Here is an 11,399-nt window from a genome sequence, read left to right as displayed (position 1 = left end):
CCTTCGCGCTCCCAGCGGCGCACCGTACTGGGAGCCCGTCCGATGCGCTTTGCGAATTCGTTGATCCGATAAACCTTTCTCATGGCGATAAAGTATAGATACTTCTGAGCAAGAATGGAGTATCAGTTGCTCGCTCTGAACCTTCCAGGTTGGATTGGCATCCGCGAGTTTGCGAGGCCGGCCGTGCCTTGGATGAACTTGCTGATAGACCTCAGCGTCTTGAATCAACTCTGACGTTAGGAATGAGTAGGCCTCGCGAAGACGGTCATCGCCAATCCCCGCAGCTTTCGAACTGGTCACAATCTCAATCGGAACTCGCGTGCCAGCAAAGACAGGGACGCCTCCCATGACAGCAGGGTCCTCTGTGATACTCCGGTTTGCCCTCTCGACGCTGGCGGCACGAGTCTGTCGAGGAAGGAGTTGCGCCTGGTGCCTGCGCAGGGATGCCTGACGGCTTGCCGCGGCCGTCCAGGCGAGCAAAGACGGTCGCCAGCTCGCTGGGAGGGGGCGGTACGGGTGCCGCTGGCGGGGCAACCGTCGGGGCGACGGGGAAGCGGGGTGGTGCGGGACACGGCTCGTCTGCTGGGACGATGCGTTGCGCGGCCCGTTGATATATATTTTTGCTATATCTCAATCGAATGGAGTGACGCATGGATACCGCAAAGATCTTCTGGTCCGGACGTTCGCAAGCTGTGCGGCTGCCGAAAGACTTTCGTTTTGAGACAAACGAGGTGCGCATTCGCCGCCACGGCAATTCCGTCATCCTTGAACCACTGGTTCAGGATTGGGCGTGGCTCGATCAGGTCGTTGGACCGCTAGATGAGGAATTCGCGCAGGCGGCAACTGAGCAGCCGGCTGAGCAGGATCGCCCGGCACTGGACTTCTTTAAATGAAATTCCTGCTTGACAGCAATGCCGTCATCGCCCTCCTTCGGGGCATCCCGGGTTTCTCGGCCGGTTGAGGCAACACCAGCCGCGAGATTTCGGAATCCCTTCCATCGTGGCGAACGAACTGTTCTATGGTGCCTTTAAAGGCTATCGCACTGCGGAGAACCTGGCTCGAGTCGAAGGGCTGTAATTCGAGGTGCTGGATTTCGACCGGGAAGATGCTCGCCACGCAGGTGAACTGCGGGCGGCGCTAGCTGCTGTTGGCACGCCCACTGGTCCCTATGACGTACTGACAGCTGGACAAGCCCGAGCCCGGGCGCTGACCCTGATCACCCACAATACCCGCGAATTTCAACGGGTGGCAGGTCTGCGCGTCGAGGACTGGGAGAGTTAGCGCTTCAGCCTATCGAGGAAGGAGTTGCGGCTTGGTGCCTGCGCAGGGATGCCCGGCGGCTTCCCGCGGCCGTCCAGGCGGGCAAAGACGGCCGCCGGGTCGGTGGGAGGTGGCGGTACCGGTGCCGCCGGTGGCGCAACCTTCGGGGCGGCGGGAAAGCGGGGCGCTGCGGGATGCGGCTCGGCCGCCGGGACTGGCGCCGGCGACGGCTGCCGGTGTAGGTCAGTAGCGGCAGGCCGGGTGCTCTGCACCCGCCATGAGGGCACATGCGAGGCGGGCACATCCGGTACGCCGGCGCCGCCGCTTAGAATCGGCGGCAGCTCGTCCCGTAGCTCCGCGCCGATTGAGGCCAACAGCGGCCAGCGCTCACGCGCCTGCAGGATCGAATCCTCACGCACGATTTGGCGATAGTCTTGGGGGTTGCCGCCAATGCGCTGGAACAGCTTCGATAGATCGTCGGAGTGCATCGGAGAATTTCCTCGGTTGGGACAGTGACTTAGCGAAATTGTCCGCCTGTCCCGTGCCTTCGCAACCGGAGCAGAACCCCGCATCCATGGGCATGGTCTGCGTACCCCGCAGTTTGTCGGGCGAGCCGAGCTTGCTCGGCCAGCTCAATGAAGTTTGAAGCGGATGGTCGGCGCGACATCGATCTCGCCAATCTTCCAGCGATAGGCCTCGTTAAAGACCCCCGCGCAATTCGGTGGGCGACGAAGTTGCGCGGGGACCTATCGCCAATCCTGCAGCCCCTCAGTCGTCGCGCAGGATCGGGTCGTTCTCCACGATCCAACGGACCACGCCAACAAGTGCGATGAGAAGTACGAGTGTGCATGCGGTAGCAGCTGCAAATAGCATAGTCGATTCCACTACTGCGAGAGTCCTCGCGGCACGTCTTGCCCGCTTAGTCGGGCTGCATGAGCAGCTCCAACGCTTTCGCTTCCTGCCGGCGCCGACGATCCTCTTGCTCGGCGATGACGTGCAAGGTTGCGTGCTTGAGCAGAGAGCCGTCGGTTAGCGACGAGGCGAACGATCTCAATTCCTCGAGCGAGATTCGAACCGGCTGGCTATCTGGTTGCATGTCGATTTTGCTTTGGGGGTGGATAGAAACTATTGTCCGCAACGCAAGGCCTTGCAAGCGGCGTAACTTTAAAGGCACGCAAATCCTTCAAACTTTGCGTAATCGAGATAATTTGATGCCGCCTAGCCGTCATCAGCTTCGTATGGGACGGCGCTTTCACACGACCACGATCGGCACCTTGGGATCGCACTCGGCGCTCCTGCTCGCCAGTTAGCCAGGGTCGTCAAACTGGACGGACGCGATGGCGTGCTTGTAGATTGCGTGCATGCCGCGAGTTGTGTTTGGCAGCACAACAAAGTTGTCGAACGAATCGATTGAGCCAGCTAACCCGACGCCGGAGACCAGATACACCTTGACCCGCCTTCGCTCCTTGCACGCGAGGTTAAGGAGCCAGTTCTGGGGACCGAGGGCGACATGTTGCATTTGACGCTGGGCGAACTAACAAAAAAAGTCGCCGTCCTAGGATCGGCGACTTAATAGCGTGTCGACCGAGACGGGGGGGGCGACGAATCTAGCATAGACGATTTGATGCGATCTCTATTCTGGCTTTGGAGGGGATTAATATACTGCGCTATCCATATATTGGTGGCGCAAAAGAGATGGGCGACGTTTGCTTTTCGCAGCGCAACGCGCCGCGCCAAAGGAAAGGCCCGCCGAAGCGGGCCTGGGACCAACATGACGAAGGGATTCCCTGCGTCGCATGCAACCAACCGCCCAGTTGTAACCTGCTACGCGATCAAGCGTCACGAAGGACGCTAAGCCCGCCGCGAAAGCCGTGCGGTATCCACAGCTTAGGCGGGATCCGAGACCGTCACGACACAACATTGAACTCCGACTATCAAGTGCGCGCGCCAGCTGTCGCAACAGCGCATCCTTTTACATCGTCGTCACAATGACCGGCACTGCAAGCAGGAAAGGTGGCCTAATCTAAAAGTGCTGCTGTGCCACGCGGCACCTTCTACGTCCATCGTGGCGTAGTGGTGGAGTCGGTAGCCGGAAGCCTCCCGCTGGTGGTACCCGACGACGCCTGTATCTCCTAGTAGCACCACGGCCCGCTTCGGCGGGCCGTGTTTGTTTCTGCGGCGAATTGAAGAGATCCGCCGAAGCGGGCCTTCCAAAACGCAGAACCGTCGCTCACTGAGTCGTGAATCTCCAGGTTTTGTTCACCGGTTGGCCGTTGTTCGTGCCAACCAGCTGCGCGGTGTACGTCGTCTTGGCCACCAGGGACTCATCCGGCATGATCACCGCGACGCTGGCCGGAAGCATCTTGTTCGGGTCCGTCGCGTTCGTGAGTAGCGTTGCCTTGAGTTGTGTACCGCCGGCCGGTGCGATCGAGAACTCGGAATCAGTCAGCGTCTGATGCGCTCTAACGACCGCGACAATAGCTCGTCCAGCGGGATTCGTCGTGAGGCTTCGACCAGGAAGCGGGTTGGGCGACTCATCACCATGGGTTGTCGTTACCCCGGCTTGGCCATCGCACGGGAAAGTCGCCACCTCCCTGGAATCCAGATACTGGACATCAGCGGCCGAACGTATGCCAACCTTGAGGACGGTGATCGGCACGGCGAAAGACACAGTCCTCTCGGATTTTCCGATTCCAATCTCACGATCAAAGCCGAGCGTTCCAAGGGTGTGATAGGTCACAGACATCAGGACCTCCGCGGCTTTCAGGGCGGTAGATTCCGCCGCCAAGTTCTCGCCGACGCCAATACCGCCGTAGGAATGGGAGTTGGCTCGGTCGAGCGGAAGGGTGCCTGTATAGCCCGGATACGACGGATTCTCCGCATGACCATAGGCATCCGATCGGCCCGCGTCCAGATTGGCTGCAATAAAATCGGCATGGGCTTGCGCGGCCTTGTCTAACGCGGCATTCTGCGCTCGTGCGCCGAACCCGCATTTGGTACGTTGAGCGTTCAGAAAGTTATAGGTTGCTAGCCTGTCGGAGTCCGAGTAGCTTCCCTCGGGTGCAGATGTCAGAATGGTTGCATCGGAAGCTGAGGTGGGCGCTGACGTGGCTTCTGGCGGAACGCGCAGGCCTTCGGTGTCAGCGCTTTTGCCACCACCTCCAGCGGCGCACCCAGCAGCGAAGACGGACAATACAGCGATTGACTTCTTTAGCATAGAGATACGGATGCAGAATCTGATCCTGCGCGAAATGAATATTTATTTCGCAAATCGGATAGTTGTGCGGCGAAATTGAAAAGGCCCGCCGAAGTGGGCCTCCCAAACTGTCATTTAGGGATATGTCTTAAACGACCAGCTCTTGCTGATCGGCACGCTGTTGCGCGCGCCGCTAAAGGTTGCCGTGTAGGTGATGGCAGAGCCAAGCGGCTTCAGGGGGAGGAAGAAGGCCACCGCGGGGTTCAGCAAGCTGTCGGTCACAGCTGCTCCCACTGACGCTGCCTTCGCATTCGGCGCAATCAAAATTCGGCCAGGAACCGGAGCGCCGCTATCATCCACCAGCGTGAACGAGGCGACACTCAGCACATCGCTCATGAGATCTGCGCGAACACGGACCATAACTGGATGGCCGGGATTGGCGATGTCGGGCGCAGGTTGGGGAGATTCTCCACCGAGGGCCTTGTCGACCATCTCGCCATCCAGCGGTGAGTATGCAAGGGCGTTGGCCGCCATCTGTTGGCCGCCCCCGACGGGAGTGCCGCTATTCATCGATAGGCCTGTCTGTCCGGTAAAGGTGCCCAGCTCAATCACACAATCGGTGTTGAAGCCCAGTCCGATGGACTCAGCGTTACTGGTTAGCGATTGGAGATGGTAGACGCTGTTGGTTAAACCCAGAAAGCATGACGATGCGGAACCGCCGCCCCCGATATTCTCGGCAACCCAGGTCGTGGCAGGTACACCCGCCTTCATTGCTCGGGCACGCGGATCGGTGCCGGTATAGCCGGGCTTTAGGGGATCTTCCGCGTGCGCAAGCAATGCCCCATTGGCCTTGAGATAATCAGCATGGGCTTGTGCAGCAGTGTCGAGCAGTCGGTCTTGTGCGAGTGCTCCAACGCCCATTTGAACCCGGTAGGCATTGAGCGTCGCGAACAGCTTCGAGCGCTCATCGGTGGCGGCATAGGTTGGTGCCGGGACGCTGGTTGCCGGCGCGACCGAGGCGGGAACTGCCGGCGTCGCTGGGGTAGTAGGCGTTGGGGACGTCGGCGTCGTAGGCGTGCCCGACGACGGTTGGCCGCCGTTGCCCGTTGAGTTGTCACCACCACCACCGCACCCAGACAGGCTAACGAAGACAGACATGACTAGCGAAAATACGATTGACTTTTTCATGGTGAATTGACCTCTAGGAATTGGTTCGTGCTTTAAGGCACGACATCAATTTATCTCGCGTTTTCTTCTGCGCAACTCTAGCACGCGGCGTTCTTTGGTCTTAATGGCTGGCAGCAATCTCCTCCATGAGAGGGGAACGAAGATACTTCCAGATTTACACCTGAGCGTAGCCGCGGAATCCCTACACCAAAGGACCCGCTTTCGGACCCGGGTGACCGATTTCCCTTCCGCATACTGCATTCAGGATCGGGGCGAGCGTCACGATCCTTTGCCGTCGTCAACACTTGCATCCCGGAGCTGTCGTGAACCCTCGTCTATTGCAACTTACACTCGCGGCCGCCGCCGCTCTCTCCATGATCGGCTCTGCGCAAGCAGAGCTGATCACCCTTCCGGAGGTTCCAATCACGGTCGCCGACTGCCGGCCCGGGCACGAATGGAAGGTGATAGGTGGGCGAGCTCGCTGCGGACCAAAGATTACTGACACCTGCGCGAACCACGGCTACTGGTCAACCGACCAAGGCGGCGGCTCCGCATTCGTCCCCGGCGTTGGCACCTGCTATAACCAAAAGCCGCCGCCGGTGTACGTGCCGCAACCGGTCCCCCAAAATCCCGCTGCCTATATCCTGACCGCAAGCGGTAACGAGACCATGAACGGCTACAACTGTCGCTCCCGCATCGAGCGATACCAAAACGGGAGCGGTACGGCCGTCTATAACGGCGTGTCGGAGAACGGGGCAGCGGCCAATGGGACGGCGAACCACACGTGCGACCCTGCCGCGTTGGTCACGCCTTGGGGCTATGATTTGGGCGTGTTCTTTAGAGACTTCCCCTACCTAGTCAGAGATCCCGGCACACTTGGCCCGGCCATGCAGTATTTTCGGGACCGTGGTTGCGCAATTCTCAGTGACAATGCCGGCCTTAAATCTCAGTTGCAGAATCTCATAGGCTACTGGCCACAAGACCCCTATGCCGGCGGCGGATACCTGAACTACGCTGTATGTCCCAGCGCAGTCTACTGATGGGACTGAGCGGGCGACGAGTTGGGAGGGGGGCACTGGCGCTCGCAGCGTGCCTTCTCGCGCTTGCTAGCTCTGCCCAAGCCTTCTGCTTCGACGAGGCGGCCGCGCGCTACGGGGTCAACCCATATGTTCTGCGCGGCATAGCTTTCGTTGAATCCGGCTTTCGCGCAGACAGCATAGGTCGCAACTCGGACGGATCGATTGACTACGGTGCGATGCAGATTAATAGCGTGCACCTAGTCGAGCTGAAGCGGTTCGGGATAGCGCCGGCACGCCTCATGGACCCGTGCACCAACGTGATGGTCGGCGCCTATCTATATAGAAGGAAGATCGAACGGTATGGCAACTCGTGGCTGGCCGTTGGCGCCTACCATTCGGAGACACCGGCGAACCGGGATGCCTATTGGCCGAAGGTTAAGGCCGCGGTGGAGAGCTGGACTGGGGCGGCGCGCTGAGCAAGAGGCATGCCGCCAATCCGTCAGGCGGGGGAAATAGCCCGTGCGCGAGCGGCGTGTGGCATGAGGAAGGCCGCGAGATCCGCGACAACGACGTCGAGGGGCGGAACAGCCGCCAGTTCGCGGGCGAACGCGATCCATTGCGTTTGCTTGGCTTTGTCGTCGGCGAGATCGGGGGACATGGCGAACGACGGATCGGACGGGAAATCTGTTTGTCGGCGCGCAAAGTTCGCAGCTAATGCCGCGGCCAATCGCCCATCTTCGAACTCGAAACACTGACTGAGGAACCAAACGTCGTTGACAGCCTTTGCCGACGCATTCCCCCTCCTAGGGCCGCGGGGCCCAGGAGGGGGCAAGTCGGCGGCAGCCGTCAGGCTGCCTTGCCTTTACGTTGAGCGTGCTCTTCCGTTCCCTGTCGCTCAACGTAGGCTATCACCGTTTCCAACGATGCCCCACCTACGGGGGAGACAAAGTATGCGCGATGCCAGAATAGCGGCTTCCAATAGAACCGGCTGAGATGCTCGGCGAAGCGAATCCGTGCCCGGCGTGCGCTTGCCGTCTTAAGGTTGTTAATCAGCACTGAAATATCCAGGGCGGGATGGATGCTGACGAGCAGGTGCACATGATCTGGCTCGCCGCCAAAGGCGGGCACCCGCACGGTGCATGAGTCGCCGAACCCGGAAACCCCCGCTACAAGCCGAAGGCTTTAGCGGCGGGAGTATTCATGTAGAAGGATCGTGGCCAGATCAATCTTGATGCGCATAGGTCCAAACCGACCAGAGCGTACGCCGGCGAAAGCCCCAGTTGGGAAGGGATGAGTTGGCAAGCAATAGAGTGCGGCGGGCAGAGCCGCGAGAGCAACTAGGCCTTACCCCGCACAGGAGGGGGGCGGTAAAAGATATTGCGCTAATTTATTATTGGATGCGTTTTAAGGATATTGATTTGTGTGGATGGGTGTCGTGCACGGTGAGGTCGTGCAGATGACTTAGTCCCGCAGCCGATCAGCCACAAAATGGCGAAATAGCTGCATTGAAGGGCTTTCGGTACGGCCCACGAGTGTCACCAATGCAAAGCGCGCGCTGGCGATCAAGGGGGGCGAAGTCACCAGTTCGACCAGCTCACCAGACTCGATACCGCTCCGTGCGGCAGCTACGATACCCAAGAAAATCGCATCGGACGCCCGTACGGTATCGATCAGGCTCGCGATTTCCTCGCAACGCAAGCGCACGGCCTGTTGCGGATCCGCACTCGGACCGAAATGCTGGACCAATATACGCGCCGGCTCATCTGCCAATGGTGTGCAGGCCAAAGGGAAGCGCAACAGCTCGTCGAACGCCACGCCCTCCGCAGATGCGGTGAGCAGCGGGTGGCCACGCCGACAGATGAATCCGACCCGCATCTCAGCCACAACTTCGAGGGACAGGTCGGGCGCAGGCGTCACGCTGCGAATTTCGATGACCAGGGCATCGAGCGTGCGTTGGCGCAGTTGACGCAGTTGCAGCTCGATGGCGCCTCGCGTGATGCTGACGCGCACGTCCGGGTGTCGTTGCGCCACTTCGACGAGGAGCGGTGTCATAAGCATGGCCCCGGGCCCCGAACCCAAACCAACTCGGATCACGCCGGCGTTGCCCGCTTTGAGCAAATCAATGCTGCGACGCATTTCCTCGGCGCCAAACACCAGATGGCGCGCGCGTGTCGCGACGGCTTCGCCGAGCGGCGTGAGTTCGTTTCGCTTGCCCATCCGGTCGATCAGGCGTACGCCCAAGTCGTCTTCCAGCATTTGGATACTGCGACTCAGTGCCGGCTGCGTCAGATGCAACTGCTCTGCGGCACGGCTGAAGGATCCGGTTTCGGCTAATGCCAAGAGGTGCTCCAGTTGCTTCAGGTTCATGGGTTCCCCGCATCTATGAGTTATTTTTTTAGGAAGCAGAAAAACTATGCATTGGACAAATATTAGGCGCATTTCTAGGATTCGTGGCTGTCCGCATTTCCTAGCCTTCACGCCACAGGACGCATCATGAACGCCCCCCTTGCCTTACTCAAGAAACTCGGAACGCTGGCAGTTGGCCTGCTGCTGGCCGGTGCCGCGGTGGCTGCCGATCCTTTTCCGTCCAAGTCGGTCATGATGATGGTGCCCTACCCAGCCGGCGGCCTGTCGGACACGATCGCGCGCGTGGTGAACCATCCGCTGGCCAAGCAGTTGGGGCAGCCGGTTCTGGTGGAGAACCTGAGCGGTGTGAGTGGCGCGATCGCGGCGCAAAAAGTGTTGAATGCACCTGCCGATGGCTACTACCTGTTCCAGGGTTCCCCAAATGAGCTCATTTTGGCGCCACTGGGCAATGCCGCCATCAAGTTCAAGAGCGAGGACTTCCGGCTGGTACAGATGATCGGCATTGCGCCGATGATGATCCTGGCCCGCAAGGATTTGCCTGCGAACACTGCCGATGAACTGGTCACGCTGGCGCGCAGTGCCGCGAAGACCAAGCCGCTGACCTATGGCAGTGTGGGTGTTGGCTCGTTCTACCATGTACTGGGCGAACATATGGCACACACCGTTGGCACCAGCATGCTTCACATACCCTACAAAGGGGGCGCACCGCTGATGCAGGACCTCAGCGGCGGCCAGTTGGACTTCGCCATCCTGCCGGTGGCGCAGCAGCAATTCGCGCTGGCCGATCAGGGCCGTCTGAAGATCATTGCCAGCATCAACGCTACCCGCACCGATCTGGCCGCCCTCAAGAACATTCCCACGGTCAATGAAGGCAAGTTGCTCAAGGGCTTCAACTTCTCAACCTGGACCGGCTATTTCGTCAGGAAAGACACGCCAGAGGCGATTGTTCAGCGACTGAGTGTGGCACTGGGCGCGGTGCTGGCCGACCCCGCTGTGCTCACCCAGCTCGAAGCGCAGAACACCCTGGTGGCGCAGCCGATGCCCCCCGCCGAAGCCAGCAAGGCCTATGAGGCCGAGACCGCGCGTTTCCGCGCGATTGCGAAGACCATCAACCTGCAGCCGCAATAAGGGGGCGGGTCCAGGTGGCGGTGACGCTGGTGGGCGCGGACCGCATCGAGCCGCAGACCCGCTTGTAACTCGCCCGAGCAACGCAAGAATATATGATTGAAAGACCGGAGATATATGCCGAGATGCTCGCCGCGAGCGACGCTGACGAATTTGCAGCGCGTCTGCGACCGATCTGGGGCAACGTCGCGATCGACTCGGGGCAGGGAGATCATCTTGACGTGCGACTCGCGACGAGTCTCGCCGGGGGAGCGGTGACGCATCAAATCCAGACAACAACGGGCGTTCAATTCCGGTTCGACAGGCAGTTTGACGGCTACGCGCTTGTTCTACTCCATGAGGGCGGCCTCCGAGCCCAGATTGGCCAACAGGAGCGCGACTGGTCCGCAGGCGCTTGCGCGGTTCTGGATGCGACGCAGGTCAGCCAATGGCAATGGCAGGCGGGCAGCTACGACATGCTGCTGGTCGGGACGAGCGATATCACGCAGCGGCTTTCCACCCTGTTGGAAGCACCGGTGACGCGGCCGGTGATGTTCCAGGCAGAGGTCTCTCTGGAGTCGGATGGGGTGAGACTGGGCCGTGCAGTGATGCAGCTGATGCAATCGTGTTTTGGCGATGACAGACCCAGCTTGACGGCGATGGCCACGGCGGCCAGCATACGCGATGTCGCGGTGGGGGCCTTCCTGGAGACCTTGCCGCACAATTACTCTGACAGGCTGCTAGTCAAGGCGCCGGGACCGTCACCACGGCATGTAAGATCCGCCATCGAGTTCATCCATGCCCACGCGCGGGATAGGATTTCTGTTGAGGACATTTCCAACGCCGCCGGCGTCAGCGTGCGCGCGCTACAGACGGGATTCGCAACGTTCAAGGGCACCACGCCAATGGCGTACTTGAAGCGTGTTCGACTGGAGGGCGTGCGCAATGAACTCCTCCACAGCGATCATGCACCGGTTGCCGAAGTCGCGATGCGCTGGGGGTTCAATCACCTTGGTCTGTTCGCCAAGGTGTATCGCGATGCGTTCGGCGAGCTGCCATCGCAGACGCGCCGGAATACCCTCCGCTAGTCTTCGATCGTCTCAAAGCTTCGGATCGGCATCGGAGGCTACCTGGCTGAATACCCGGCCATAGATCGGGCAAATGGAATGTCTGCGTTTATTGCGTACATGGTGCGTTATTTGGATGATCTGTAAGCGCGAAATTTAGCGCACATAGAGTACAAGGCTGAAACGGTGCAGGATGTGTCCACTATTTTTAGTGGACAC

General features: G+C 60.0%; 14 protein-coding genes and 1 pseudogene. 6 read left to right on the top strand and 9 right to left on the bottom strand.

From position 1 onward, the window contains the following. Positions 1–480, bottom strand: a 480-nt coding sequence (locus ACGLHR_RS47960) for a DUF433 domain-containing protein (protein WP_400102774.1), incomplete at its 3' end; no start/stop codon positions are given. A 170-nt stretch (positions 481–650) separates the two neighbouring features. Here ACGLHR_RS47960 and ACGLHR_RS47955 point away from each other — a divergent pair. Both ACGLHR_RS47955 and ACGLHR_RS47950 read left to right on the top strand, forming a co-directional pair. After that, the gene (locus ACGLHR_RS47955; RefSeq protein ID WP_400102773.1) at positions 651–893 is read left to right on the top strand and encodes an antitoxin; all 243 of its coding nucleotides are present in this window, start codon (positions 651–653) and stop codon (positions 891–893) included. A 190-nt stretch (positions 894–1,083) separates the two neighbouring features. Then, positions 1,084–1,281 (top strand): PIN domain-containing protein, encoded by a 198-nt coding sequence (locus ACGLHR_RS47950; RefSeq protein WP_400102772.1) that lies wholly within the window; start codon positions 1,084–1,086, stop codon positions 1,279–1,281. Here ACGLHR_RS47950 and bcsP read toward each other — a convergent pair. From bcsP to ACGLHR_RS47925, 5 genes are all read right to left on the bottom strand, one after another. Next, positions 1,278–1,748, bottom strand: a complete 471-nt coding sequence (gene bcsP, locus ACGLHR_RS47945) for a cellulose biosynthesis protein BcsP (RefSeq protein WP_400102771.1) — start codon at positions 1,746–1,748, stop codon at positions 1,278–1,280. The two genes, ACGLHR_RS47950 and bcsP, sit on opposite strands and share 4 nt — an antisense overlap. Before the next feature lie 431 nt (positions 1,749–2,179). Continuing rightward, positions 2,180–2,356 (bottom strand): hypothetical protein, encoded by a 177-nt coding sequence (locus ACGLHR_RS47940; protein WP_400102770.1) that lies wholly within the window; start codon positions 2,354–2,356, stop codon positions 2,180–2,182. A gap of 210 nt (positions 2,357–2,566) precedes the next feature. Continuing rightward, positions 2,567–2,779: an RNA chaperone Hfq gene (hfq, locus tag ACGLHR_RS47935; protein WP_400102769.1), complete on the bottom strand. Its 213-nt coding sequence runs from the start codon at positions 2,777–2,779 to the stop codon at positions 2,567–2,569. Positions 2,780–3,490: 711 nt separating this feature from the next. Continuing rightward, positions 3,491–4,477, bottom strand: a complete 987-nt coding sequence (locus tag ACGLHR_RS47930) for a CAP domain-containing protein (RefSeq protein WP_400102768.1) — start codon at positions 4,475–4,477, stop codon at positions 3,491–3,493. Positions 4,478–4,591: 114 nt separating this feature from the next. Next, a complete protein-coding gene (locus ACGLHR_RS47925; RefSeq protein ID WP_400102767.1) occupies positions 4,592–5,644 on the bottom strand; it encodes a CAP domain-containing protein in 1,053 nt (350 codons plus the stop codon). Between the two features lie 302 nt (positions 5,645–5,946). Between ACGLHR_RS47925 and ACGLHR_RS47920 the strand changes: the two genes are divergently transcribed. Both ACGLHR_RS47920 and ACGLHR_RS47915 read left to right on the top strand, forming a co-directional pair. Beyond that, positions 5,947–6,663 carry a hypothetical protein gene (locus tag ACGLHR_RS47920; protein ID WP_400102766.1) on the top strand — a complete coding sequence of 239 codons (717 nt, stop codon included), beginning with the start codon at positions 5,947–5,949 and terminating at the stop codon, positions 6,661–6,663. Next, on the top strand, positions 6,663–7,118 hold the full coding sequence (locus ACGLHR_RS47915) for a lytic transglycosylase domain-containing protein (RefSeq protein WP_400102765.1): 456 nt from the start codon (positions 6,663–6,665) through the stop codon (positions 7,116–7,118). Before ACGLHR_RS47920 ends, ACGLHR_RS47915 begins: the two co-directional genes overlap by 1 nt. A 23-nt stretch (positions 7,119–7,141) precedes the next feature. Here the strand turns inward: ACGLHR_RS47915 and ACGLHR_RS47910 are convergent, their stop codons facing one another. The 3 genes and pseudogenes from ACGLHR_RS47910 to ACGLHR_RS47900 all read right to left on the bottom strand — a co-directional run bounded on the left by ACGLHR_RS47910 (position 7,142) and on the right by ACGLHR_RS47900 (position 9,009). Further along, a complete protein-coding gene (locus tag ACGLHR_RS47910) occupies positions 7,142–7,474 on the bottom strand; it encodes a nucleotidyl transferase AbiEii/AbiGii toxin family protein (RefSeq protein WP_400102764.1) in 333 nt (110 codons plus the stop codon). A 14-nt stretch (positions 7,475–7,488) separates the two neighbouring features. Further along, positions 7,489–7,779: pseudogene (tnpA, locus tag ACGLHR_RS47905) on the bottom strand (IS200/IS605 family transposase); the annotation flags it as partial. A 324-nt stretch (positions 7,780–8,103) separates the two neighbouring features. Next, on the bottom strand, positions 8,104–9,009 hold the full coding sequence (locus tag ACGLHR_RS47900; RefSeq protein WP_400102763.1) for a LysR family transcriptional regulator: 906 nt from the start codon (positions 9,007–9,009) through the stop codon (positions 8,104–8,106). Positions 9,010–9,135: 126 nt separating this feature from the next. Between ACGLHR_RS47900 and ACGLHR_RS47895 the strand changes: the two genes are divergently transcribed. Beyond that, on the top strand, positions 9,136–10,137 hold the full coding sequence (locus ACGLHR_RS47895) for a tripartite tricarboxylate transporter substrate binding protein (RefSeq protein WP_400102762.1): 1,002 nt from the start codon (positions 9,136–9,138) through the stop codon (positions 10,135–10,137). A gap of 92 nt (positions 10,138–10,229) precedes the next feature. After that, entirely contained in the window at positions 10,230–11,201 is a 972-nt protein-coding gene (locus tag ACGLHR_RS47890; RefSeq protein ID WP_400102761.1) for a helix-turn-helix transcriptional regulator, read from the top strand. Positions 11,202–11,399 lie beyond the last annotated feature (198 nt).

It is taken from the genome of Cupriavidus sp. CuC1 (genome assembly GCF_044627735.1).
GTDB lineage: Bacteria > Pseudomonadota > Gammaproteobacteria > Burkholderiales > Burkholderiaceae > Cupriavidus > Cupriavidus ulmosensis.
The sequence above is the reverse complement of the archived record's forward strand: the minus strand, read 5'-3'. Positions and strand labels throughout refer to the sequence as shown.